Raw genomic sequence first — 24,501 nt, forward strand, 5'->3', positions numbered from 1 at the left:
CTTCTTTCTAAACTGGATTCGGATGCATCAGGATGAACATCAAAAGTTCGGCCGAAGCGACAGCTTTCGACGTGATTGTAATTGGTGGGGGACATGCGGGCTGTGAAGCTGCGGCAGCTTCTGCACGCGCTGGCGCTCGTACTGCTCTGGTTACGCATCGTTTCGATACAATAGGCGTCATGTCTTGTAATCCAGCGATTGGTGGTCTTGGAAAAGGCCATCTCGTTCGTGAGATTGATGCGCTGGACGGATTGATGGGTCGCGTCGCTGATAAGGCCGGTATCCAGTTCAGACTGCTCAATCGTCGCAAAGGCCCGGCCGTGCGTGGCCCGCGCACCCAGGCCGACCGAAAGCTTTATCGACTTGCAATGCAGGAATTAATCTCTGAGCAAGATAATCTGACCGTCGTTGAAGGCGGTGCATCGGATATCTGCGTGATCGACGGCTCCATTACAGGCGTAGTCCTCACTGATGGTCGCGAACTTGCCTGTGCTGCTGTCGTACTGACAACCGGCACATTCTTGAATGGCCTCATTCATATTGGTGAGAAAAAAATCCCGGCCGGCCGAATGGGTGAGAATCCAGCGCTTGGTCTGTCAGATACGTTGCGCGGTTTGGGTTTTACCGTCGGGCGGCTTAAGACCGGCACGCCGCCGCGCATGGATGGAAGAACGATTGACTGGCAGAGTTTGGATATGCAGTCGGCAGATGAGGATCCTGTTCCTTTCTCGTTGATGACAGATAAGATCACCACGCCCCAGATTGATTGTGGCATCACACGCACAACGCCAGAAACCCATGCGATCATCCGGGCTAATCTTCACCGCTCCGCAATGTATTCCGGTTCCATTGAGGGGATCGGTCCGCGTTATTGTCCGTCTGTAGAAGACAAAATCGTCAAGTTTGGTGATCGCGATGGGCACCAGATATTCCTTGAACCAGAAGGACTGGACGATCATACCGTTTATCCAAATGGTATATCTACGTCCTTGCCGGAAGAGGTGCAGCTCGAATATCTCAAAACCATTCCCGGTCTTGAAAAAGCAATTATGCTACAGCCGGGCTATGCCATTGAATATGACTTCATCGATCCGCGAGAGCTGAAACGCAGTCTGGAAACGCGGCGCGTGATGGGTCTGTTCCTTGCAGGTCAGATCAATGGCACGACGGGTTATGAAGAAGCTGGTGCGCAGGGCTTGCTCGCCGGACTGAATGCTGCCAAGCGGGCAGGGGGCAGTGAGCCGGTCATTATCCAGCGCACGGAAGCATATATTGGTGTTATGGTCGATGATCTGACATCGCGCGGCGTCAGTGAACCTTATCGTATGTTCACATCCCGCGCTGAGTTCCGTCTCTCGCTGCGCGCAGATAATGCCGATCAACGTCTGACACCACTTGCAGATCAATTAGGTATTCTCGGTTCCGAGCGTCGCGATAAATTTGCGGCTCGCCAGGATGCATTGTCAGCCGCGCGTGATTTGACAAAAGAACTGACGATCACGCCCAATCAGGCCAGTCGGTATGACCTTCACCTTAATCAGGATGGCGTACGTCGCTCTGCATATGATCTCCTGTCTTATCCCGATATTGATCTGCCAAAGCTCCAAGCTATCTGGCCCGAGTTGAATAGTATTGATTCCGTAACACGAGAGGCGCTCCAGATCGAAGCGCAGTATGCGGTCTATATGGACCGCCAGCAAAGCGATATTGCGGTGATGGAGCGCGAAGAACGCCTTTTCATTCCTGCAACGTTGGACTTCGACTCAATTTCTGGGCTTTCTAATGAGCTTAAATTCAAGCTCAAACAGCGGAAGCCAGAAACCATTGCCGAGGCTCAACGCGTTGAGGGTATTACGCCAGCAGCACTTGCTTTGCTGATTACACATATCAAGAAGCATGGAGCGCGCGAGCGTGCCGCATCCGAACTGAACGCCGAGAAGGGCGTAGCATGACTGTGGATAGCCGATATTCGAGCTTGAAAAAGATTGTTCCCGTTGTTTCACGTGAAACAACTGAACGTCTAATTGCCTTTGAAGAACTGTTTCGCAAGTGGTCTACGGCGATCAATTTGGCATCTCCATCCACACTTGCTGACCTCTGGAACAGGCATATCCTTGATAGTGCGCAGATATTTCCACTGGCTCCGGACGCAAAGCGTTGGCTTGATTTGGGATCTGGCGGCGGATTCCCCGGTATTGTGACCGCTTGTTTTCTCAAAGAAAAGCCGGGCGCTTCGATTGATCTGGTCGAGAGTGCTGGAAAAAAGGCTGCTTTCTTGCGCACGGCTGCTGGGAATATCGGCGTGCCAGCGCGTGTTCATTCCGAGCGTATTGAGGCGATGTGGGATAAGATTGATACGCCTGAGGTGGTGACGGCTCGTGCGCTTGCATCGCTCAACATGCTTTTTGATCTCGCCGAACCTTGGTTGACGAACGGTTCCAGGGCATTTTTCCAAAAAGGTCGGGATTACCAGAGGGAAATCGATGAAAGCCGTGTCGGCTGGAGTTTTGATCTGGTACAACATGAGAGTGCTATCGATACCAGTTCGGTGATACTCGAGATTAGTAATCTGCGACGCATCTCCGGCTAAACCAGCATCGATACGACAGAAAGTGGCAGGGCGACGGTAATGAGCAAAAGATCTCGGATCATAACCATTGCAAATCAGAAGGGCGGTGTAGGCAAAACCACGACCGCCATCAATCTTGCGACAGCGCTGGCCGCCATTGGTGAGACGGTGTTGATTGTTGACCTTGACCCACAGGGTAATGCTAGCACGGGCCTTGGTATTGATCGACTGAACCGCCCTTTGTCATCCTATGATGTGCTGACACAGGCCGCATCCGCAAATGATGCAGCGATGCAGAGCGATGTGCCGAACCTTTATATTGTGCCATCGACGCTTGATCTTCTTGGCATAGAAATGGAAATTGCTCAGGCACCGGACCGCACGCGTCGCTTGCGCGATGCATTGCGTTTTGATTCTACTGTTGCCGAAAAGTTTTCTTATATCCTTGTCGATTGCCCGCCATCATTGAACTTGCTGACGCTGAATGCAATGGCTGCAGCGGATTCTGTGATGGTGCCTTTGCAATGCGAATTCTTCGCACTTGAAGGTCTCAGCCAGCTCTTGCAGACGGTCGATCAGGTTCGTGCGAGCCTTAATTCTGAGCTGACAATTCAGGGAATTGTCCTGACAATGTTCGATAGCCGTAACAATCTTGCGACGCAGGTTGTGGATGATGTACGCGCATTTATGGGTGAAAAGGTCTATCGCACCGTTATTCCGCGCAATGTGCGAATATCGGAAGCACCTTCACACGGAAAGCCGGCCATTCTCTATGATCTGAAATGCGCAGGCAGTCAGGCTTATTTGCAACTGGCATCCGAAGTTATTCAGCGTGAGCGGCAGCTTAAAGCCGCATAATGAGCCAGCATCGCGCTGCGGTGCTTTTATCGATTCGACTACGTAACAATTGCAGGAACTGCCGACGATGAACGACGATCCTTCAAAAAAGCGCCTTGGCCGCGGCTTGGCCGCACTGATTGGTGAAATCGACCGCCCGGCGGAAGAGCGCAAAGTGCCTATTTCCAGTGAACGTAGCGTTCCGATCGAGTTCGTAACGCGCAATCCACGCAACCCGCGCCGTATGTTCTCGGAGGTCGAGCTGGAAGATCTGGCGCAATCGATCAAGGAACATGGTGTTGTTCAGCCTATCGTGGTTCGTCCGGCACCGGGTGAACCGGATCGCTTTGAGCTGATTGCGGGTGAACGCCGCTGGCGCGCATCGCAGCGCGCAGGCGTTGATACGATACCGGTCATCATCCGCGATGTTGATGATCGTGTGGCGCTTGAAATTGCAATCGTTGAAAACGTTCAGCGCGCAGACCTGAATGCAGTTGAAGAAGCGCTGGGATATCAACAGCTTATCGATAATCACGATTACACGCAGAACGATCTGGCGCAGGTCATCGGCAAGAGCCGAAGCCATGTTGCCAATACGCTGCGTCTCCTGAAACTGCCACAGCGCGTGCAGGACTTTATCTCGGATGGTGCTCTTTCAGCTGGTCATGCACGTAGCCTGATAACCATGGAAGATCCGACCGCATTGGCGGAGCGCGTGGTCAAGGAAGGCTTGTCCGTGCGTCAGGTTGAAGCCCTATCGCAGGCACGCAATGGTGCAGAGCCGAAGCCAAACAAGAGCGCGCCGATTGAGAAAGACGCTGACACGAAGGCGCTTGAAAAGTTGCTTTCGGATGTCACCGGAATGAAGGTAGAGATCAATCACCGCGAACGCGGTGGCGAAGTGAAAGTGCGCTACAGCTCGCTTGAACAGCTTGATGAGATTTGCCGTCGCTTGCAGAGCTGATTGTTTCAATTGAGCTTTCGAAATCTGAAGCCGTGGAACAGTTGTTTGTTTCACGGCTTTTTCTTATCGTGCGCGTGCCTTGATGAGCGAAAAGACGATAATTATCATGATGATAGCACCAATGATAATACCCACTGAACCTCCCCAGAAAGCTCCGTAGTCGCCGCCAATCAGCCAGCCTATAAATGCGCCGATCATGATCAGGAGAATGGGAGGAAGGCAGCCAATCATGCATTTATTCCAATGACTGTATAAAAATGGCCGCCAGACATGAGATGTGGAATAGGGGACCAGAATAAGGGAATTGTCGATTATTACGTTGGCTCTAATATTGACGAACAGAAGTGTAATCTCAAGATCGCCATGATGGTCTCACAGCCTGTTGAACAAGCTCTGGACCTTTGTACGGTGCCTGCTTTTAACGACTTTTCATCGAAGCGCTAAAATCTTATATGATTGAGAGATAGAGCGCCCAGATCAGAGGGGCGGGGAGAGAGCGCAATTCATGGAACTGCTGACGCAAATCATCATTCACACGCCAGTCTATGTCTGGGGATTGCTCGTCTATCTGATCATAACGGGGATCAAGGGGCGTGAAACACAAACGGTTTCGCTCTGGAGAATGCTTTTTGTGCCGGTGATTTTCATCGGTGTAGGCTTCTTGCACTTTGATGATACGTCGGACCAGTTCAGTTCGTTTCTAATCGCCTGGTTTTTAGGGTTGGCACTGTTTGCGCCGCTGGGCTTTTTGACCGGGCCACGCATTCTGGCGGTTGATCGTGAAACGAAGCGCATAGAACGCGCAGGCACAACGCTGCCGCTCATACGCAATGTGATATTCTTCTGTGCGCAATATGTGTTGGCAGTTCTGAATGTGATCTACCCAGAAGATCATAGCTCATTGATGTATGTAACTGCCTTGGTTTCAGGCGCTTCAGCGGGCTATTTTGGCGGCTGGCTTATTTCGTTGTGGCGGAAATATCAGGAAAGTCCGAAGCTTAAACTGGGCTAGATGTGAAACAATCAATCTACCTGCGCGATAGCTTCACAGCTTCCACCGAGATTGCGAGCAGGCACTGGCGGATAATAGGAACCGCCAGTGCCGCATTCTGGCGGCTTTCAAGGACTGCGCGTTGTAGGCGTTCCATCACGCGGGAAAGGCTTTCAGCATTCCAGCGGCTAACCGCATTCTCAATTAGCTTCTTGCGATTAAAGAACACTGGCGGACGCGCAGAGGCGACCACGATAGAAGCGCTTTTGCGCTCAGTGTCTGCAATATGACGCAGCGTCTGAATCTGCTGGAACTGACGGGATGCAGTATTGAGCACCAAGAACGGTGCAGTTCCCGATTTCACGACGCGGTCGAATGTCGTCTCAAAACGGCGTAAATCGCCCGTCAGAACTGCATCAATGACTTCATCGGTAGAAAGTCCTGCAACGTCACCCACAGCTTCTCGCACATCGTCTATGTCGACGCGTTCTTTGCCCCGCGCATAGAGGCAAAGCTTTTCCAGCTCGCCACGCGTGGCCAGCCGGTCACCGCCAAGGCTGGCGCGCAGCAGTTGGCGGCCATCCACAGTGATCTGCATTTTCCATTCGGACAGAACATCGTCGATCACGCCATCAATGCCGCGTGCATCATCTGAGTAGCATGGCAGGGCCATGCCAGCTGGCGCGTTTTCAACCGCGCCGCGCAGGCCAACGCCTTTTTTGAGATCGCCTGCTTCAACCAGAATATAGGTTTCACGCGGCGGCTCGGTCGCCAGAAGTTTCACGGCTTCGGCAAGCTTTTTCTGTCCGGCAGCATTCTTGATCCAAATCAGCCGCTCGCCGCCAAACATCGAGATTGTGCGCGCTTCATCGGCCAGCTTTGCCGGATCAGCATCAATCTCGTCGGCTTCCATGCGAATGACCGCGAAGGGATCATCGAGCGGTAGTTTGGTGGCCTTTGCATAACGGCGCGCACGTTCGTTCACCAGCCCCTTATCAGGCCCATAGAGCAGCACAACCGGAAACGAGCTGCTCGGTTTGCTGAGAAATTGATCTACTTCGTGTGCTTTCTTCTGCGCCATTAGGATATATCCATATTCAGGTTCTGTCTGCCTGCAAATGGCGCTTTTCTGCGCTTCCAGTGCTCATGTACTATCAGTACACTGCGCGCTGGGTCTCGAAAAGACACCATTTTCGGCTATCCATAACCAGAATCTAAATAATCCTAGCTTTTAACAAAACAGCCGCCGGTCAAACTGAGCGGCGGCTGTGAAACAAAGCTGTTTGCAACGCTATTCGATCAGCAAAGCATCGTCATCAAGCGTCTGTCCACGCACTTTGCGGAACATTTCGATCAGATCTTCAACGCTGAGCGTCTTGCGTTTGTCACCGGTTACGTCGAGCAGGATCTTGCCGCCATGCAGCATGATCGTGCGGTCGCCATAATCAAGCGCCTGACGCATCGAATGCGTAACCATCAGCGCTGTGAGCTTGTTCTCAGTAATCAGCGTGCGGGTCAGTTCCATGACGAATTCAGCCATGCCGGGATCAAGCGCTGCCGTATGCTCATCAAGCAGCAACACTTCTGAACCCGCCAATGTTGCCATGATTAACGAGAGCGCCTGACGCTGACCACCGGAGAGAAGCTCCATGCGATCCTGCATACGGTTTTCGAGGCCAAGATTGAGACTTGCCACGCGTTCGCGGAACCATTCACGGCGCTTAGAATTGAGCGCGTGGGTCAAACCACGACGTGTTCCACGCGATGCAGCCAGTGCCAGATTTTCCTCAATCGTCAGTGTTCCACAGCTGCCAGCCAACGGATCCTGAAACACGCGTGCTACCAGACCAGCCCGCTCTGCGGTTGATTTTCGGGTCACGTCCTGCCCGCTGATCACCACCTTGCCAGCGGTCGGGATAACATCGCCTGCCAGAACGCCGAGCATAGTCGATTTACCAGCGCCATTGGAACCAATCACAGTGACGAACGAACCCTGTTCCATCGTCAGGTTGATCTTGTTCAGAACCTGCTTTTCGAGTGGTGTTCCACGACCGAAGATAACTTCAAGATTGGAGACTTCAATCATGATGATGCTCCTCCACGGCGCAGGCGCGGCAATATCAGCGCGAAGGTGACGAGAAGTGCTGTTGCGATGTTGAGATCGGAAGCCTGAAGGCCAACAATACTGCCATTGGAAAGCGCGAGCTGAATAGCGATGCGGTAGATGATCGAACCAAGCACACAGCCAATCAGGATCACGAGGATCAGACGCGAGCGCAGCAATGTTTCACCGATGATTACGGCGGCAAGGCCAACCACGATTGTACCCACGCCGGAAGTTACGTCGGCAAAGCCGTTTGTCTGGGCGAAAAGCGAACCACCAAGCGCCACGAGCGCGTTGGAGAGTGCCATACCGAGATAAATCTGGCGATCGGTGCGCACGCCCTGCGCACGCGCCATTTTCGGGTTGGCACCAGTTGCCCGCATGGCAAGGCCCATGTCGCTTTCAAGGAAGCGCCAGACGAGGAAAACCGTGATTGCGACGAGTACGAAAAGGAATGCCGGACGCACGTAATATTCAGGAATGCCATGACCGAAGAACGGCGACAGCATCGTGTCCTGATTGATCAGCGCGATATTCGGGCGGCCCATAATACGCAGATTGACCGAGAACAGCGCAATCATCGTCAGAATGGATGCCAGAAGATTAAGAATCTTAAAGCGCACATTCAACGTTGCGGTGACGAGACCGGCAATTGATCCGGCAATCATCGCGACACCGGCAGACAGCCATGGATTCCAGCCTGCAAGGATCAGAACGCCTGTTACGGCTGCACCCAGCGGAAACGAGCCATCCACGGTCAGATCGGGGAAATCGAGCACGCGGAAAGCCAGATAGACGCCGATAGCGACAAAAGAGAAGACGAGGCCCAATTCGACCGCACCCCAGAAGGCGATCTGACTCACATTGAGATTCCTTGTTCTTTGCCGTGGCTGAACATGAATACGGCCTTGCGGCAAACACTATTCATTGGCCTTCAAACATGGCGGCTTCTGCCACTCATGCTCGAAAGGCCTGTCTCAATCACGACCGGTTTTGATTTGAGTTTGTTCCAAACACATTTGTATCTGGAACCATTCCCCGGTTTTTCATGCGCAATTTTATTGCTTGCGATTGTTCTGGCTCTGTCTTTTCCCGATACAACCCAAAAGCTCCAATAAGCAAGCATTATCGCTGCGAATGCGCCAAAAAGCACCAGTCTGTGCGCCTGTTACAACATTCAGCTCACTGGATTTCGCTCACACTTCTCCGCGCGCACGCCACAATTCCCAAGCAAAACGCGCACGCACGCCAATATCAAGGAAAGGCCGTGGCGGAAGTTCGGTTGGAGAACCAAGTTTTAGCATGTCGTCGATCAGTGGATTGTCGATGTCACAGGCCATGTCGGCTGCGAGAATGCCACCGATGGTCCCCTTCGTGATACCGACACCATTCTGGCAAAGCGATGTGTAGATGTTCTTTGCGATCTGCCCAAAACCCGGTGCGCCGTTGCGTGACAGGCAGATAAAGCCCGTCCATGTATGTTCCATATCCACATGAGGCAGCATCGGGAAACGCTCATCAAACAGGCGTTTGTGTTCGCGTTTGATTGTTTCACGGCGCACATCTGACTGACGCAGCGAGGGGCAGAAATGCACATTCTGCCGGACGAGAATGCGCCGGTCCGATGTCAGGCGCATGGTGATGCCCGCAAAGGAATTGGCAGGTGTCAGACCCCAAGGAGCGACTTCGCCGATTGCTTTGTATTCAGCATCGTTAAGCTTACGGCTAAGGCTGGCATGGGCTGCAAAATTCAACAGCTTTCGTCTGAAAAAGCCGAACTGCTCGCCAAAACCATTGACCGTCAGGATCATCGCTGGTGCCTGAATGCTGCCTTTTGCCGTTGTGATGAGAATGCGCTCGCCATAATCGATTTTGGTGACAGCCGAATTCTCATAAAGCGTCACATTGTTGGGCAGGCTATCGGCAAGACCGCGCACCAGAGCAGCCGGGTTCAATAGCGATGTGCCATAGGTGAAGATCGCCGCTTTGAAATGATTTGTACCGAGCCGTTTGGCGAGAGCATCGCCTTCCATCCAGTCGAAAGGCTCCTTGAGGCGTTCGAGTTCTTTAACCGTCGGCTCCAGAACCTCGCGCACACCCTGATCGGAAACAGCAGCGTGAAACTTGCCATCCTGTCGCCAGTCGCAGTCGATTCCATGCTGATCGATTTGCTGTTTTAGATGATCAATGGCGGCGCGCGCCAATGCGCGGTAGCTGTGTGACTTGGCTAGCTCTTCCATGGATGAGCTGACATTATGCGGCAGATCAATCGCAAATCCTGCTGCTCGCCCTGATGTTCCTTTACCAACCTCTTGCGCATCAATCAGCGCGATCTGGTCATTGGGGCGGTTTTCACCCAGCCTCCGCGCCGCAGCCACTCCTGCATAACCCGCTCCAAGTACAATCCAGTCAGCCTTGATATCGCTTTTCAGCGATGCGTTCGGGGTGCGGGGGGAAAGGATTTTGCTCCAGCCATTGGTGTTGTCATCGGCTGGAAGGATGCGGATTGCGGGCATTTCAGAAACTCGACAGGTTTAAAACAAAAGGGCGGGATTTGATCCCGCCCTTTACACTTACAATATGTATCGTAATCAGTCGATCTTGCTGGTCGCGCGGTCGATCACAGCCTGCGGGAGCTCAACACCCATCTTCTTGGCTGCACCAAGATTGATGACGAGATCAGTGCCCTTGGCGATTTCAACTGGAATATCGCCCGGCTTTTCGCCCTTGAGAATGGCCACAACCTTTTCGCCGGTCTGCTTGCCAACATCGTAATAGTTGAAGCCGAGAGCAGCCAACGCACCGCGCTTCACAGAGTCCGTGTCAGCGGTGAAGAGTGGCAGCTTGCTTTCTTCAGCAACACCGACAGCGCTTTCAAGAGCCGAGACGATGGTGTTGTCGGTTGGGACATACATCGCATCTGCACGACCAACGAGCGCACGCGCAGCGCCTTGAACTTCAGCCGACTTGGTGGCAGCCGATTCAACGATCTCGATGTTTTCAGCCGCAGCCGCAGCCTTCAGTGCTTCCAGCAGCGAAACAGAATTGGTTTCACCGGAATTGTACAGATAGCCGAGCTTCTTGATGTTCGGCATCACTTCCTTGATGAGCTTGATATGCTCAACAACCGGCGACATGTCGGACAGGCCCGTGACGTTGCCGCCTGGCTTGGCCATGTCCTTGACGAGCTGCGCGCCAACCGGATCGGAAACTGCGGTGAAGACAATCGGAATATCACGCGTTGCGGAAACAACAGCCTGCGCCGAAGGTGTCGAAATTGGAACGATTACGTCCGGGCCATCGCCAACAAACTGACGTGCGATCTGTGCGGCAGTTGCCGGATTGCCCTGTGCTGACTGATAGACGAAGGTAAGATTTTCACCTTCTTTGAAGCCAGCCGCAGCCAGCGCATCCTTAACGCCATCACGCGCAGCATCAAGTGCTGGATGTTCCACGATAGCGGTGACAGCAACGGTCACATCTTTGGCCTGCGCCGATGTGGCAAGTGCTGTTGCGGCCAGCAAGGCCAGAAGCATAGAACGCATGAAAATCTCCCCTGTTTTGGTGCGTCGCCTTGTGAAGGCATTTTGTTGGCTTACACCCGAATGTTCAACAACGGCTATGTGCCGGAATTGAAGGTTTATCCGCCTGATAACAAGGCTTAATCGGGTCCGTATAGACTGTCAACGTGTCGGCATTCGCTGTTTTATTACGCCGCTATATTCTGTTTCATGAACACAGTGTTCAGCCCACTTTCAATGGCTATCGCGCAAAGCCATATTCTGCGAGAACACTTGAAAAGTGCAGCCGCACGCACAGGACGGGCACTTGAGGAAAATGAATATGAAAAAGATAGGTTTTCTTTCATTCGGACATTGGTCGCCTTCACCACAGTCGGGCACCCGCTCGGCAGGTGACGCGCTTTTGCAGTCGATTGATCTGGCCGTTGCAGCTGAAGAACTTGGCGCAGACGGTGCTTATTTCCGCGTGCACCATTTTGCACGCCAGCTTGCGTCGCCCTTTCCGCTGCTTGCAGCCGTGGGTGCAAAAACCAGTAAGATCGAGATCGGCACTGCCGTCATCGACATGCGCTATGAAAACCCGCTTTACATGGCGGAAGATGCCGGTGCTGCTGATCTTATCTCGCAAGGCCGCCTGCAGCTTGGTCTGAGCCGTGGCTCGCCAGAGCAGGTGATCGATGGCTGGCGCTATTTCGGTTATGCACCGGAAGAAGGCGCAAGCGATGCCGATATGGGCCGCAAACATGGCGAGGTTTTCTTTGAGGCACTCAAAGGGCAGGGCTTTGGCCAGCCAAACCCGCGTCCGATGTTCCCAAACCCTCCCGGTCTGTTGCGTCTTGAACCGTATTCGGAAGGTCTGCGCGATCGCATCTGGTGGGGTGCAGGCTCCAATGCAACGGCACGCTGGGCCGCAAAGCTTGGCATGAATTTGCAAAGCTCGACGCTTAAAGATGATGAAACGGGCGAGCCGTTCCATGTTCAGCAGGCTGCGCAAATTCGTGCTTATCGTGAAGCCTGGAAAGAAGCCGGACATACCAGAACGCCACGCGTTTCAGTAAGCCGCAGCATCTTTGCACTGGTTGATGATCGCGACCGCGCTTATTTTGGTGGTGGCAGCAAGGAGCAGGATTCCATCGGCTATATCGATGAGAACACCCGCGCTATTTTTGGTCGCTCCTATGCGGCTGAGCCGGACGCGCTGATCAAAGAGCTGGCTCAGGATGAAGCGGTTGCTGAAGCCGATACGCTATTGCTGACCGTGCCAAATCAGCTCGGCGTCGAATATAATGCGCATGTGATTGAAGCGATCCTCAAGCATGTGGCACCGGCTCTCGGCTGGCGCTGAGGTGCTAATTAAAGCTAGTTTTGAAAACTGCGAAACGGTTTTCGAGACATATGACAGCCTCGCAGAATAATATTCTGCGAGGCTTTTTATTGGGTTTAAACCTATCTTCTGACAAGTTTAAGATGATCGTTTAAAATCTGCCGGATACTCTGGCCGTTGCTCCGAGGGCATTTTCCCGGGTTGCCGTACGAATGAGATAGGGCGTGAATGACAGATCGACTGAGTCATTGATTGCATAAATCAGACTTGTGGATGCCGAACCTCGAGTGTGGGCAAAGTCAGAGCTGAATACCAGCCCGCCAATATAATCTGCTTTTGCGTTAAACTCCGGATCGTCGTGCACAAGATCCTGTTCGATTTCGATATTGGCGGACCAACGAAGCCGATCATTGAGTGCTGCACTATAATTGGCTCCTGCATATGCAGTCGTGAGCCTATAGGTCATATCGCTATATGTGAATGGAAACTCCGCATTGGTTTCGGTGTAACCGTCCATGGTGACCTCGCTATAACGAAGTCCGCCATAATAGCCGAAACGCGCATTGTTAAAGCTTAGATTTTCAGTGCGTCCGGCTTCCAGCGCCGAGCTCCAGCCTTGCACGCGGCTTTCGCCGGTTCCAGCTTCGGTATAATCCAGGCGGGGTCGCATAATATCGGCATCGTAGCGATTGGCTGCGAGGGTAAAACGCATATACCATTCGCCGGATGCGGTCTTGTCTTGCCACTGCGCATAAGCACCGCCGCCGAAATTGTCGCTGCCGGAGTTATATCCATCTGGTTGTTGACGCCAGAATGAATGCGCCAGCGTTAAACCGGCTGAGAAGTTTTCTGTAAAGCCATGGCCCAGAGTTAAACCAGATAAGAGGTCTCGCTGATCGCCAAATCCGCTAAAATCCGTGAATTGCGTGAAACAGGTCTTACCTGCTGCATCTACATTGCAGACCCCTTGCAATTTATTGACTGTGAGGCGCTGCGCTTCCATTGCGGAGAAACCAATGTTTGCCAGCTTAAGAACCGTGGCAACCGTGTGATCGACGTCGATGATCACAGGCGCCTCAATTGATGGTTCGGTTGGTGATGGAGTGATTACGGGACCAGAGCCGGGATTTTCGCCTGGGTTTGGCCCAGTCTCTGGATCTGTTGTCGGGGTTTCAGGAGTGACCACTGGATCGATGACCGGTTCAGGCTTTGGAATCTTCCATAATGTCGCATGAATATTGCCTTCGGCTGTTTCCGACATTCCGGCGACGACACTGCCGTCTTCAGAAATGTCCCATGCCACTGCGCTGGTGCCGCCTATCGTGCCAAGGTCGATCATGCCGTCACGGGTAGTCCAGTGAAAGGCGTGCATTGCCATCGTGTCTGTGTAGCTGTAACCGACAACTGCACTGCCATCCGCGGACATGCTCAGAGCCTGAGAAAGCCCACCGCCGAGCGAGCCGAGGCTGATCATTCCTGTTTGTGCAGTCCAGCGAAATGCCTCATTAAAGCCGGTATCGAAAATGGCCGCTCCAGCGACAACATTTCCATCGGCAGAAACCAAATCTGCTATGCTTTGTTGAGAGCCCAGAAGCGAATGTATATTGACCATCCCTGTTTGCGCCGTCCAACGGAATGCATGCTGCTGGCCGTCGCTGGTATCACTGGTTCCGACGATAACTGATCCATCGGATGAAACACCCCGGGCAGTTGAGTTATTGCCGCCAAGACTACCCAGGTTGTACATTCCGGAGGATTGTGTCCAGCGGAATGCTCTTGTTTCGAAGCTGTCCATTGTTGAGTATCCAACAATGGTACTGCCATCCGCGGACACAGCATTTGCGAAAGATACGTCTCCACCGAGGGTACCAAGGCTTAGAATACCGTCCTGAGGCGTCCATCGAAAAGCAATTGTCGCGTTATTGTTGGTCTGGCTATCACCCGCAACGACATTTCCGTCTGATGAAATACTGTTGGCATAAGAAGCCGCCCCTCCGAGCGTGCCTATGTCGATCATGCCGGTATCGAATGACCACCAGAAAGCGTGGCTTTCTGTTGCGTTGACGGTGCTGATACCCGTTGCTGCAACCCCGTTTGCCGAGACTGCCATAAGCGCTGTCCCACCCGAGTCGATGAGTGATCCGATATCCGTTATTCCGTCTGGAGTGACGATAAATGATTTGTCGTAAGCGCCACTGGAAGACATACGGCGCACGCCAAATACTTTTCCGTTTGCAGACACACTGACCGCATCAGCACGAGCCCCTCCAAATGAGCCATGAACCTCATAAACAGGAGCTTCCGCAAACGCATAGGAACTCAGTGATACAAGTATTGATGAGTTTATAATAGTCTTATTTACTGACATGAATTTAACTCATCTCTACACAAGAATGATGTAATTTAAATGAAATAAATTGATAACTGTTAGTTTTTGTATTTTTGTCCGAATGAAATATAAAAATCAATACAATTTTTATTTTTCGAAATATATCTTTTTATTATAAATTATCGATATAGAATACTTAATAATATTACTATTTATTTTAAATTTCACGTATTTATAGTTGAAATATTATTATTGAAATAGATGAGTTTATTTCACACCGTAAATATCCAGCAGGCTTTTCATGCGGATAATTGCAAGTTCCGGCTTATCCAGCACATTTGCCTGATCTGCGAGGCGAAAAATATCCGCGTAATGCAGGATACTGCGTGCCGATTGCATTCCGGCGGGCATGGTGAAATGGCTTTGGTGTCCATTAAGCCAGGCGAGAAACACAACGCCTGCCTTGTAATACTGCGTCGGCGCTTCAAAGATTTTGCGCGATAGTGGCACAGTTGGCTCGATGATAGCACGGAAGCGGGCATTGTCACCGTCGGCGAGGGCGGCAAGCGCGCTTGAAGCCTGTGGTGCTACGGCGTCAAAAATGCCAAGCAGTGCATGGCTGTGTTTGTCGCCGTCGCCTTCGATCAATGGCGCATAGTTGAAATCATCGCCCGTGAAACAGAGGACGCCATCGGGGAGCCGGTTGCGCAGTGCGATCTCGTAGCGCTCTTCGAGCAGTGAAATCTTGATGCCTTCAACCTTGTCGCGATTGGCCTCTATAATGCCAATGACCGTATCAAGCGCATCTTCAAACTTGTCGGAACCCCAGTAACCTGTGAGTTGTGGGTCGAACATATCGCCCAGCCAATGTAGTACGACCTTGTCGCGGGCATGGGTGAGAATATGGCTATAGACCTTGGCATAATCCTCTGGCGAACGGGCGATGCGGGCGAGTGCGCGGCTGGCCATCAGAATGAAACGACCGCCGTGTTTTTCGATGAATTCAGCTTGGGTTTCATAAGCCTTAATCACGTCATCAAGGCTTTTTGTCTCTGACGGATCGAGATGGTCAGTGCCAGCGCCAGAGGCCAGATCTGCGCCTGCTACGGTTTTGCTTTCTTCCAGTGAGCGGCGGATCAGCTCCTGCGCCCCGGCCCAATTGAGACCCATGCCGCGTTGTGAAGTGTCCATCGCTTCTGCGATCTGAAAGCCGAGGCTCCAGAGGTGATGGCGGAAAGCCATAGTCGCATCCCAGTCAATTGCCGGATTGTTCCATGGATTGCTGTCTCTCAGCGGGTCTGAAACCACATGCGCTGCGGCATAGGCAATGCGGTTGAATTTCGGAGGAGAGGCGGGGCGCGGTGTCGGGGTGCCGATCAGGTGATATGGTTTTACACTGCCGTCAGCGATTGGCAGGGTCAGCATTTTTTCTGATGATGCGCTCATGTCAGTCCTCTAACTCCACGACCACATGAATAATTTAGATCGTTCCAAATTTCAATATGGTGCATAAAAAATGCGATTTCAGGCTCTGATTTTGCATTTATCGTCGTGAAACTCTTCAAAAAATAAGCAATACCGATGTCAAAGAATACAGCAGTTCCGTGTTTATTAAAAAAGTTGACAAATTTAGATCGTTCCAATTAACTTGGCGGAACAGGAGACAGATATGAGCAAGAGCAGCGTCACAGTCATCGATATCGCACGCGAAGCAGGTGTGTCGAAGTCGACTGTATCGCTTGTTCTGCGCGATAGTCCTCTGGTCCATGCCGAGACCCGGGCTAAGGTTCAGGAAGCGATTGAGAAGCTCGGCTATGTCTATAATCGCTCGGCCGCCAATCTCCGGCAGTCGAAATCGAAGATTATTGGGCTTGTGGTCAATGATCTGACCAACAGCTTCTTTGCTGAGCTTGCCGTTGGTGTTGATCGCGTCATGCAATCGGCAGGCTATGTGCAGTTTCTCGCCAATACAGCGGAAAGCATTGATCGCCAGCGTGAGGTGATTGCTTCGATGCGTGAGCATGGCATTGCCGGGCTGATCGTTTCGCCGGCGCGTGGCACCGAGGCTAGTGATCTGAAACCTTTAGCAAAAAGCGGCCTGCCGGTTGTGCAGATGGTGCGCGATGTGCCGGGATCGGGTGTGTCGTCGATTGTTTCGGACAATCGTGGCGGTGTGGCAAAGGCGGTTGAGCATCTCTTCTCGCTGGGGCATCGCGTAATCGCTTTCATGGGCGGCTATGCGGATACCGCTGTTTTTGCTGAAAGAGTTGCGGGCTATCGTGCGGGGCTTGAGCAGGCGGACATCGTGTTTGATGATGCGCTGGTCTTCACCTCTGCGCCTTCACGTGCTGGCGGTGTTGAAGCAGTTGAGCGCATGTTGCGGCACGGCATGAAGCCGACGGCGGCAGTGTGCTTCAATGATGCTGTGGCCTTTGGGGTCTGCGATGGTTTGCGCGCTGCAAATTTGGAACCGGGTCGGGATTTCGCTGTGGTTGGTTTTGACGATGTGATCGAAGCAAAGACCGCTGTTCCGGCACTGACAACTGTAGCTGTTGATCCGCAAGGTTTGGGAGAACGTGCGGCGCAGCTTTTGCTGAAACAGATCAATTCGGAACGGGTGGAGGCGGAGGCGCAGCGTTTGGCGGTGCGTCTTGCGGTGCGTGCAAGTTGCGGTACGCAATCTAAAAAGGAGGAGAAATTCGCATGGCAAAGTGGGGCCTTATAGGCGCAAGCACCATTGCAAAAGAATGGGTCATTGGTGCCATTCGCGCGACCCGTGGCGAAGTTGCGTCCGTTTACAGCACCAATGCTGCGCGTGGCGAAACTTATGCCCGCGAGAATGGTATTTCCCGCTCGGTGACAAGCCTTGATGCGCTGTTGAATGATCCGGAAATCGACGCTGTGTATATCTCCACAACCAATGAACTGCATCGCGATCAGGCGATTGCCGCCGCCAAAGCAGGCAAGCATATTCTGTGCGAAAAGCCGCTGGCGCTGACGATTGGCGATGCCCACGAAATGCTGAAAGCCGTGCGTGAAGCGGGCGTTGTGGCGGGCACAAATCATCATTTGCGCAATGCTGCAAGCCACCGCGCCATGCGTGATGCGATAGCCCAAGGCAAGATCGGCAAGGCGCTTGCCGCGCGGGTTTTCCACGCGGTTTATCTGCCGCCGCATTTGCAAGGCTGGCGCATTGAGCGCCCTGATGCGGGCGGTGGTGTGATCCTCGATATTACCGTGCATGATGCCGATACATTACGCTTTGTGCTGGGTGAAGACCCGGTCGAAGCTGTGGCTTTCAGCCAGCAGGGTGGCTTAAGCGGCGCAGGGCTGGAAGACGGTGTGATGGGTGTGCTGCGCTTCTCCTCCGGCGCGATTGCTCAGTTCCACGATGCATTCACCACCAAATATGCGGAAACCGGCTTTGAAGTGCATGGCAGCGAAGGCTCACTCATTGCACGCAATGTCATGACGCAAAAGCCGGTGGGAACCGTCATTCTGCGTGACAAGGATGGCGAGCACGAATTGCCGCTCGACCAGAAGAATCTCTACGAAACCGCCTTGCAGGCTTTCCATAATGCCATCGCAGGTAAAGGTCAGCCTTCCGCAACTCTGGAGGATGGCATCTGGTCGCTTGCGACCGGGCTTGCCGTGCTTGAGGCTGCAAAGACCGGTAAGGCAACTGCTGTTCATTCAGGACTTTAAAAATTATGAGCAAACATATTTCATTTGCGGAAGCAGCATCACTTATTCCCGACAACGCTGTCGTTTCGGTTTCTTCATCGAGCGGCCTCGGCTGCCCGGATATGATGCTGAAAGCCATTGGCGAGCGTTTTGATGAAACCGGTCATCCCCAGAATATCACCACGCTGCACCCAATTGCCGCTGGCGATATGAGTGGCATCAAGGGTGTCGATTACATCGCCAAAAAGGGGCTTCTTAAAAAGATCATCGGTGGTTCTTATCCGTCAGGGCCATCAAGTTCTGAGCCGCCGCTGATCTGGCAGATGATAACCAATAACGAGATTCCGGCCTACAATATTCCGTCTGGTATTCTGTTTGATATGCATCGCGAGGCGGCTGCCAAGCGTCCCGGTGTACTGACCAAAGTGGGGCTTGATACCTTCGTTGATCCCAAGCGTCAGGGATCGGCAATGAACGACAAGGCGCGTGAGGAGCCGGTCGTCAAGCAGGTCAGTTTTGAAGGTGAGGACTGGCTCTATTTCCCCAATATCGTGCCGCATGTGACGATCATCCGCGCTACCACTGCTGATGAACGCGGCAATCTCACCTATGAACATGAGGGCGCATATCTTGGTGGGCTGGATCAGGCGCTGGCTGCGCGCAACAATGGCGGCATCGTCATTGCGCAGGTAAAGCGCATCGCCAAGGAAGGCACGCTGAAACCGCATGATGTGCGCGTTCCGGGCGTTCTGGTTGACTATATCGTCGTTGATCCCGACCAGAAGCAGACAACACAGACACTTTACGATCCGGCAATTTCCGGCGAGATTTTCCGTCCGCTCGATACATTCCGCTTGCCTGAATTCAATATTCAGAAGGCGATTGCGCGGCGTGTCGCACAGGAGTTGCAGGCAGGAAGTGTGGTTAATCTTGGCTTCGGCATTTCCGCCAATGTGCCGCGCATTCTGTTGGAAGAGGGTCTGCATGGTGCGGTGACCTGGGTGATTGAGCAGGGGGCAGTTGGCGGCGTGCCACTTCTCGACTTTGCCTTTGGCTGCGCGTCCAATGCTGATGCTTATATGCCGTCACCCTATCAGTTCACCTATTTTCAGGGGGCGGGTTTCGACGCTTCACTTCTGTCCTTCCTTGAGATCGGACGCGACGGCTCGGTCAATGTATCGAAGCTGTCATTCCGTCCGCATGTGACTGCTGGTGCTGGCGGTTTTGTCGATATTACTGCAAGGGCCAAGAAGATCGTCTTCTCCGGCATGTTCAATGCAGGGGCCAAGCTCTCGGTTGCAGACGGCAAGCTGGTGATCGAGAAGGAAGGCAAGCTCAAAAAGCTCGTTAATGAGGTTGAGCATGTTACATTCTCCGGTCCGCGCAGTGTCGCGCAGGGACAGGACATCACCTATGTTACGGAACGCGCGGTTTTGAAGCTGACGCGGCAAGGCATCGTGCTCACCGAGATTGCGCCGGGTGTGGATTTGCAGACGCATATTCTGGACCAAGCTGAGTTTCCGCTGATTGTTTCGGATCAGCTTAAACTCATGGATGAGGCACTGTTCCGTGACGAGCCGATTGGTCTGACACTGCCGCAAAAGCCTGCGCGAAAGCTGGAGGCTTAAATGGCTCAACGGATAGACATCTCGATTGAGAACCACATCGCCGTCATGACCATCAAGCGGCCCGAAAAGCTCAATGCGTTTGATATTGAGCTTTTGCAGGAATTATCTTCCGCCTGTGATCGGGTGGAAGCGGAGTGCTCCGTGCGCGTTGCGATCCTGACCGGCGAAGGCAAGGCTTTTTCCGCAGGCGGCGACATCAAGGCCTGGGGCGGCATGGAACCGGCAGAATTCGGCCATGCCTGGGTACGCTACGGTCATCGTGTGTTTGAGCGGCTTGCGACTTTGCGTGTACCACTGATCGCAGCGATGAACGGTCATGCTCTGGGCGGCGGTCTGGAACTGGCGGGTGCCGCCGATATCCGCATTGTTGAGCGACAGGCAAAAATCGGCCTGCCGGAAACCTCGCTCGGCATGATCCCCGGCTGGTCGGGCACACAGCGTCTTGTGCGCCGCTTCGGTGCGCAGATCGTGCGCCGCATGGTGCTGGGTGGCGAAATGTTTACCGCAGACGAAGCGCTATCGCATGGGCTGGTCGATCATGTGGTGGAGACGGGTGCGGCTTTAAAAGCAGCCCAAGATTATGCGGCGCGGGTGGCAAAACGCGGACCCGCTGCGCTGGAAATTTCCAAACTGATGCTGTCGGTCGCCAATGGCGAGGATAATGGCACGGCAGTTGAGGCGCTAGGTTCCATTCTGGTCGCCAAGACCGGTGATCTGAAAGAAGGCGTGCGCTCGTTTACCGAAAAGCGCGAAGCAAATTTTGAAGGAAAATGGTGATGAGCGTAGTCGTAAAACCGCAGCCACTAAACGGGCTTGAAGTTCGTGAATTCTCGATGCTGATCGATGGTAAATGGGTTGGAAGCCAAAGCGGTGAGACTATTGAACGCGTAGCGCCCGGCCATGGCGTGACCGTGAGCCGGTATCCGGCGGGCAACAAGGCTGATGTGGAACGCGCGGTTGCGAGCGCGCGAAAGGCTTTTGACGACGGGCGCTGGTCGTCTAAAACCGCATCTCAACGTTCGCTGATCTTGCTGAAAGCCGCCGATCTGATTGAAGCTCGGGCCGAAGAGCTTGCTTATCTCGATGCAATTGAAGCGGGTAAGCCGATTTCTCAGGTGCGCGGCGAGATTGCAGGCTCGGTGGACATATGGCGCTATGCGGCAGCGCTTGCGCGTGATCTTCATGGCGAGAGCTATAATAATCTGGGCGATGGGACGCTCGGCGTCGTGCTGCGCGAGGCAATTGGCGTTGTTTCCATCATTACGCCTTGGAATTTCCCGTTCCTGATCGTGGGCCAGAAGCTGCCATTCGCATTGGCCGCGGGCTGCACAGCAGTCGTAAAGCCTTCGGAGCTGACTTCCGGATCGACATTGTTGCTTGGTGAAATTTTGGCTGAAGCCGGTGTGCCGGATGGTGTCGTCAACATCATCACCGGAACAGGCGCTGATGTCGGCCAGCATATGAGCACGCATCCAGATGTGGACATGGTGTCGTTCACCGGCTCGACCGGTGTGGGCAAGCTGACCATGGCCAATGCGGCGCAGACGCTGAAGAAAGTGTCTCTGGAACTTGGTGGCAAGAATCCGCAAATCCTGTTCCCGGATGCGGATATGGATGCCTTTATCGATGCGGCCGTGTTCGGCGCATGGTTCAATGCAGGCGAATGCTGCAATGCCGGTTCGCGGCTGATCGTGCATCGCTCGATTGTTGATGAGATTGTCGGGCGTGTCGCTGATCTGTCGAAGAAAGTGATCGTCGGCGATCCGCTCGATGTCAGCACGCAAGTGGGCGCGATTATCACGCCACAGCATTTGAGCAAGGTTGGCGCTTATGTCGATCAGGCCAAAAAGGCGGGCGCTGCAATTGCCCATGGCGGCGATGTGCTGGATCTCGGCCTTGGCCAATATATGGGACCGACCATTATTGCAGGTGTGAAAGCCGACATGGCTGTGGCGCGTGAAGAAGTGTTCGGACCGGTTCTGTCGGTGCTGTCTTTTGATACGGTGGATGGGGCAATTTCGATTGCCAATGCGGTTGATTACGGGCTTTCCGCAGGCGTGTGGAGCCGCGATTTCGATACCTGCATGAACATTGGCCGCAAAGTGCGGGCGGGCACGGTCTGGATGAACACATTTATGGACGGTACGCCGGAACTGCCTTTTGGCGGTTATCGCCAATCGGGTCTGGGTCGCGAGCTGGGCCGTCATGCGGTGGAGGATTATACCGAAACCAAGACGCTCAACATGCATATCGGTGCGCGTACCGGCTGGTGGATGCCGCAGGCTAAGTAGGGAGTGACGGCTTTGGGAGGACAGCCGGATATTGTCATTATCGGATCAGGTATCGGCGGCGCGAGTATAGCCGCCGGTCTGAGCGCATCAGGTGCCGACATTCTCATTCTGGAGGCGGGCGAGAGCCTGCCGGACAGACCGGAAAACCGCGATCCGCGCGCCATTTTCCAGCGTGGTTTCTTTCGCCCGAAAGAGTTCTGGTATGAGACGGATGGTACACCGTTCAATCCCGGAAATTATTACAATGTCGGCGGCAATTCCAAATTCTATGGCGCCGTGCTGGTGCGCTATCGGCGCGAGGATTTTGAGGAGCTTGCGCATCTTGAAGGTGTGTCTCCGGCGTGGCCCTTCGCCTATGATCAACTTGAGCCCTGGTATTGCAAGGCGGAAGAGCTTTTTCAGGTGCGCGGTGAATTGGGCGATGATCCGACCGAACCCTATCATTCAAAGCCCTATTCGTATCCGGCTATCCGTGATGAAAGCCCGATTGCCGATCTGCGTGCACGACTGAAGAAGGCAGGGCTGCATCCTGCTTCCTTGCCATTGGGTGTTGATATTGAGCGCTGGCTGGCGAAGGCCAAAACGCCGTGGGACGCGCATCCCAACAGCAATGACGGCAAGATGGATGCGGAGACTTGTCCGTTAGCACTTGCGCTCAAGCACCCGAATGTCCGGCTTGAAACTTCCGCGCGGGTAACGAAGCTGGAAACCGGCCCCGATGGTAAAACTATTACAGCCGTTCACTATGCGAAGAATGGCGAGGCATTGGTCCTTCGGCCCAAACTGGTCATTCTTTCAGCGGGAGCCGTGCAGTCAGCAGCGCTTTTGCTGCGTTCGGGAGTGGCGAACCGTTCCGATCAGGTCGGTCGCAATTTCATGAACCACAATGCCAGTGCGGTGATTGGGTTTGATCCGCGTTATCGCAATGACAGCGTCTACCAGAAGACCTTTGGCTTTAACGATTACTATCTCAGCGATGGGGCTGGCGGGTCGCCGCTTGGCAATGTGCAATTGCTGGGGCGCGTGTCGGGTGCGATCCTGAAAGCGAACATGCCACGTTTGCCCGAATGGATGCTGAACCGGATTGCCGGACATACGATTGATTTTTACGCGATGAGCGAAGATCTGCCATCGCCGGAAAGTCGCGTGAGCGTGGATGGTGATCGCATCATTCTGCATTGGGTGCGTTCCAACTGGAAGGCGCATCTGATGCTGGTCGACAAACTCAAATCCGCGTTGCGTGCAGCAGGGTTTCCGGTGGTGTTGTCGCGTGCTTTTGATCGCCGCACGCCTTCGCATCAATGCGGCACGGTACGTATCGGCGATAATCCAGCAACAGCGCCGCTTGATCCTTATTGCCGTGCTTATGACCACCCCAATCTCTATGTGGTCGATGCGTCGTTTCTGCCGACATCGGCGGCGGTCAATCCTGCGCTGACGATTGCGGCGCAAGCTCTGCGCGTTGCTGATCACATTCAAGCGGAGGTGCTCGCATGAGCCGTCAAAGATCTGTGGCACTGGTGACTGGCGGGCGGCGTGGTATCGGGCTTGGCATAGCGCGTGCTTTGGCCGCCAAAGGGTTTGATCTGGCGATTACCGACCGTGAACGTGATGAGGCGGTTATCCATGAATTGCGCGGGCTTGGGGGAAGGGTGGCTTTCTTTGAAAGCGATCTGGCATCTATCGAAACGCATGAAGCGACGGTTGAAGCCGTTGTGAATGAGCTTGGAGGCATTGATTGTCTGGTCAACAATGCGGGCATGGGGTCGGTCGAGCGCGGCGATTTTCTCGGGCTGAAACCTGAGAATTTCGACACGATTATTGATGTGAACCTGCGCGGTACGATGTTTTTTACGCAAGCGGTGGTGAAATCCATGCTGGCGGTGACGGATGTGCGTTTTCCGCGCAGTATCGTGACGATCAGTTCGGTTTCTTCAGTGATGACTTCGCCCGAAAGGCTTGATTACTGCATCAGCAAAGCGGGTCTGACAGCCTTTGTGCAGGGGCTTGCACTTCGGCTGGCCGAAGCACGGATCGGCGTGTTCGAGGTGCGTCCCGGTATCATCCGCACCGATATGACAGCGCGTGTTGCCGAGCGTTATGACGGACTGATCGAAGGTGGTCTGGTGCCGATGAAACGCTGGGGCGAGGCAGGCGATGTCGGCGCTATTGTGGCCGGGCTTGCAGGCGGTGATTTCATTTTTGCGACGGGCTCGGCGATCAATGCCGATGGTGGCCTGTCGATTGCGAAGCTTTAGT

At 53.6% G+C, this 24,501-nt stretch carries 21 protein-coding genes; 13 read left to right on the forward strand and 8 right to left on the reverse strand.

Features of this window, described 5'->3' with window-relative positions; all coding sequences use genetic code 11:
- Positions 1-32: 32 nt before the first annotated feature.
- The 4 genes from mnmG to J2782_RS12650 all read left to right on the forward strand — a co-directional run bounded on the left by mnmG (position 33) and on the right by J2782_RS12650 (position 4,370).
- Positions 33-1,952 (forward strand): tRNA uridine-5-carboxymethylaminomethyl(34) synthesis enzyme MnmG, encoded by a 1,920-nt coding sequence (gene mnmG / locus J2782_RS12635; RefSeq protein ID WP_310013051.1) that lies wholly within the window; start codon positions 33-35, stop codon positions 1,950-1,952.
- On the forward strand, positions 1,949-2,590 hold the full coding sequence (rsmG, locus tag J2782_RS12640; RefSeq protein WP_310013052.1) for a 16S rRNA (guanine(527)-N(7))-methyltransferase RsmG: 642 nt from the start codon (positions 1,949-1,951) through the stop codon (positions 2,588-2,590). The genes mnmG and rsmG overlap by 4 nt, the downstream gene beginning before the upstream one ends.
- A gap of 39 nt (positions 2,591-2,629) precedes the next feature.
- Positions 2,630-3,427: a ParA family protein gene (locus J2782_RS12645; protein ID WP_310013053.1), complete on the forward strand. Its 798-nt coding sequence runs from the start codon at positions 2,630-2,632 to the stop codon at positions 3,425-3,427.
- 67 nt (positions 3,428-3,494) lie between these two features.
- Positions 3,495-4,370, forward strand: a complete 876-nt coding sequence (locus J2782_RS12650) for a ParB/RepB/Spo0J family partition protein (RefSeq protein WP_310013054.1) — start codon at positions 3,495-3,497, stop codon at positions 4,368-4,370.
- A 63-nt stretch (positions 4,371-4,433) separates the two neighbouring features.
- On the opposite strand, the gene J2782_RS12655 is transcribed toward J2782_RS12650, so the two are convergent.
- Positions 4,434-4,601: a hypothetical protein gene (locus J2782_RS12655; RefSeq protein WP_310013057.1), complete on the reverse strand. Its 168-nt coding sequence runs from the start codon at positions 4,599-4,601 to the stop codon at positions 4,434-4,436.
- A gap of 274 nt (positions 4,602-4,875) precedes the next feature.
- Here J2782_RS12655 and J2782_RS12660 point away from each other — a divergent pair, with 274 nt between their 5' ends.
- Positions 4,876-5,382, forward strand: coding sequence for a DUF6622 family protein (locus tag J2782_RS12660; RefSeq protein WP_310013058.1), 507 nt, complete (start codon positions 4,876-4,878; stop codon positions 5,380-5,382).
- A gap of 16 nt (positions 5,383-5,398) precedes the next feature.
- Here J2782_RS12660 and holA read toward each other — a convergent pair whose 3' ends face one another.
- The 5 genes from holA to J2782_RS12685 all read right to left on the reverse strand — a co-directional run bounded on the left by holA (position 5,399) and on the right by J2782_RS12685 (position 11,010).
- Entirely contained in the window at positions 5,399-6,442 is a 1,044-nt protein-coding gene (gene holA, locus J2782_RS12665; protein WP_310013060.1) for a DNA polymerase III subunit delta, read from the reverse strand.
- Between the two features lie 210 nt (positions 6,443-6,652).
- The gene (locus tag J2782_RS12670) at positions 6,653-7,447 is read right to left on the reverse strand and encodes an ABC transporter ATP-binding protein (RefSeq protein WP_310013061.1); all 795 of its coding nucleotides are present in this window, start codon (positions 7,445-7,447) and stop codon (positions 6,653-6,655) included.
- Positions 7,444-8,328, reverse strand: coding sequence for an ABC transporter permease (locus J2782_RS12675; RefSeq protein WP_310013062.1), 885 nt, complete (start codon positions 8,326-8,328; stop codon positions 7,444-7,446). Before J2782_RS12675 ends, J2782_RS12670 begins: the two co-directional genes overlap by 4 nt.
- A gap of 333 nt (positions 8,329-8,661) precedes the next feature.
- Positions 8,662-9,981, reverse strand: a complete 1,320-nt coding sequence (locus tag J2782_RS12680; RefSeq protein WP_310013066.1) for an NAD(P)/FAD-dependent oxidoreductase — start codon at positions 9,979-9,981, stop codon at positions 8,662-8,664.
- A gap of 75 nt (positions 9,982-10,056) precedes the next feature.
- A complete protein-coding gene (locus J2782_RS12685) occupies positions 10,057-11,010 on the reverse strand; it encodes an ABC transporter substrate-binding protein (RefSeq protein ID WP_250041408.1) in 954 nt (317 codons plus the stop codon).
- A 298-nt stretch (positions 11,011-11,308) separates the two neighbouring features.
- Here J2782_RS12685 and J2782_RS12690 point away from each other — a divergent pair, with 298 nt between their 5' ends.
- Entirely contained in the window at positions 11,309-12,331 is a 1,023-nt protein-coding gene (locus J2782_RS12690; protein ID WP_310013067.1) for an LLM class flavin-dependent oxidoreductase, read from the forward strand.
- A 130-nt stretch (positions 12,332-12,461) separates the two neighbouring features.
- Here J2782_RS12690 and J2782_RS12695 read toward each other — a convergent pair whose 3' ends face one another.
- Entirely contained in the window at positions 12,462-14,678 is a 2,217-nt protein-coding gene (locus J2782_RS12695; protein ID WP_310013068.1) for an autotransporter domain-containing protein, read from the reverse strand.
- Positions 14,679-14,906: 228 nt separating this feature from the next.
- On the reverse strand, positions 14,907-16,085 hold the full coding sequence (locus tag J2782_RS12700) for a dihydrodipicolinate synthase family protein (RefSeq protein ID WP_404989631.1): 1,179 nt from the start codon (positions 16,083-16,085) through the stop codon (positions 14,907-14,909).
- 223 nt (positions 16,086-16,308) lie between these two features.
- Between J2782_RS12700 and J2782_RS12705 the strand changes: the two genes are divergently transcribed.
- From J2782_RS12705 to J2782_RS12735, 7 genes are read left to right on the forward strand one after another with little or no spacing between them, the layout of a single operon-like run.
- A complete protein-coding gene (locus J2782_RS12705; protein ID WP_310013069.1) occupies positions 16,309-17,364 on the forward strand; it encodes a LacI family DNA-binding transcriptional regulator in 1,056 nt (351 codons plus the stop codon).
- Positions 17,343-18,344: a Gfo/Idh/MocA family protein gene (locus J2782_RS12710; RefSeq protein ID WP_310013070.1), complete on the forward strand. Its 1,002-nt coding sequence runs from the start codon at positions 17,343-17,345 to the stop codon at positions 18,342-18,344. The genes J2782_RS12705 and J2782_RS12710 overlap by 22 nt, the downstream gene beginning before the upstream one ends.
- A gap of 5 nt (positions 18,345-18,349) precedes the next feature.
- Positions 18,350-19,951: an acyl CoA:acetate/3-ketoacid CoA transferase gene (locus J2782_RS12715; protein ID WP_310013076.1), complete on the forward strand. Its 1,602-nt coding sequence runs from the start codon at positions 18,350-18,352 to the stop codon at positions 19,949-19,951.
- Positions 19,952-20,728, forward strand: a complete 777-nt coding sequence (locus J2782_RS12720; protein WP_310013079.1) for an enoyl-CoA hydratase/isomerase family protein — start codon at positions 19,952-19,954, stop codon at positions 20,726-20,728.
- Positions 20,722-22,242, forward strand: coding sequence for an aldehyde dehydrogenase family protein (locus tag J2782_RS12725; protein ID WP_310013082.1), 1,521 nt, complete (start codon positions 20,722-20,724; stop codon positions 22,240-22,242). The genes J2782_RS12720 and J2782_RS12725 overlap by 7 nt, the downstream gene beginning before the upstream one ends.
- 12 nt (positions 22,243-22,254) lie before the next feature.
- A complete protein-coding gene (locus J2782_RS12730; RefSeq protein WP_310013349.1) occupies positions 22,255-23,739 on the forward strand; it encodes a GMC oxidoreductase in 1,485 nt (494 codons plus the stop codon).
- Positions 23,736-24,500, forward strand: coding sequence for a 3-ketoacyl-ACP reductase (locus tag J2782_RS12735; RefSeq protein WP_310013083.1), 765 nt, complete (start codon positions 23,736-23,738; stop codon positions 24,498-24,500). Before J2782_RS12730 ends, J2782_RS12735 begins: the two co-directional genes overlap by 4 nt.
- The last annotated feature ends 1 nt before the right edge of the window (position 24,501 follow it).

Source organism: Brucella pseudogrignonensis, from assembly GCF_031454375.1.
Taxonomy (GTDB): Bacteria; Pseudomonadota; Alphaproteobacteria; order Rhizobiales; family Rhizobiaceae; genus Brucella; species Brucella pseudogrignonensis_A.

Bases quoted from the DNA above. Each gene is read 5' to 3' on its own strand.
- rsmG (WP_310013052.1), top strand. From the start codon at position 1,949: ATGACTGTGGATAGCCGATATTCGAGCTTGAAAAAGATTGTTCCCGTT.
- J2782_RS12695 (WP_310013068.1), bottom strand. From the start codon at position 14,678: ATGTCAGTAAATAAGACTATTATAAACTCATCAATACTTGTATCACTG.
- J2782_RS12660 (WP_310013058.1), top strand. From the start codon at position 4,876: ATGGAACTGCTGACGCAAATCATCATTCACACGCCAGTCTATGTCTGG.
- J2782_RS12710 (WP_310013070.1), top strand. From the start codon at position 17,343: ATGGCAAAGTGGGGCCTTATAGGCGCAAGCACCATTGCAAAAGAATGG.
- mnmG (WP_310013051.1), top strand. From the start codon at position 33: ATGAACATCAAAAGTTCGGCCGAAGCGACAGCTTTCGACGTGATTGTA.
- J2782_RS12735 (WP_310013083.1), top strand. From the start codon at position 23,736: ATGAGCCGTCAAAGATCTGTGGCACTGGTGACTGGCGGGCGGCGTGGT.
- J2782_RS12685 (WP_250041408.1), bottom strand. From the start codon at position 11,010: ATGCGTTCTATGCTTCTGGCCTTGCTGGCCGCAACAGCACTTGCCACA.
- J2782_RS12720 (WP_310013079.1), top strand. From the start codon at position 19,952: ATGGCTCAACGGATAGACATCTCGATTGAGAACCACATCGCCGTCATG.
- J2782_RS12650 (WP_310013054.1), top strand. From the start codon at position 3,495: ATGAACGACGATCCTTCAAAAAAGCGCCTTGGCCGCGGCTTGGCCGCA.
- J2782_RS12690 (WP_310013067.1), top strand. From the start codon at position 11,309: ATGAAAAAGATAGGTTTTCTTTCATTCGGACATTGGTCGCCTTCACCA.
- J2782_RS12670 (WP_310013061.1), bottom strand. From the start codon at position 7,447: ATGATTGAAGTCTCCAATCTTGAAGTTATCTTCGGTCGTGGAACACCA.
- J2782_RS12645 (WP_310013053.1), top strand. From the start codon at position 2,630: ATGAGCAAAAGATCTCGGATCATAACCATTGCAAATCAGAAGGGCGGT.
- J2782_RS12655 (WP_310013057.1), bottom strand. From the start codon at position 4,601: ATGATTGGCTGCCTTCCTCCCATTCTCCTGATCATGATCGGCGCATTT.
- holA (WP_310013060.1), bottom strand. From the start codon at position 6,442: ATGGCGCAGAAGAAAGCACACGAAGTAGATCAATTTCTCAGCAAACCG.
- J2782_RS12725 (WP_310013082.1), top strand. From the start codon at position 20,722: ATGGTGATGAGCGTAGTCGTAAAACCGCAGCCACTAAACGGGCTTGAA.
- J2782_RS12680 (WP_310013066.1), bottom strand. From the start codon at position 9,981: ATGCCCGCAATCCGCATCCTTCCAGCCGATGACAACACCAATGGCTGG.
- J2782_RS12700 (WP_404989631.1), bottom strand. From the start codon at position 16,085: ATGAGCGCATCATCAGAAAAAATGCTGACCCTGCCAATCGCTGACGGC.
- J2782_RS12715 (WP_310013076.1), top strand. From the start codon at position 18,350: ATGAGCAAACATATTTCATTTGCGGAAGCAGCATCACTTATTCCCGAC.
- J2782_RS12705 (WP_310013069.1), top strand. From the start codon at position 16,309: ATGAGCAAGAGCAGCGTCACAGTCATCGATATCGCACGCGAAGCAGGT.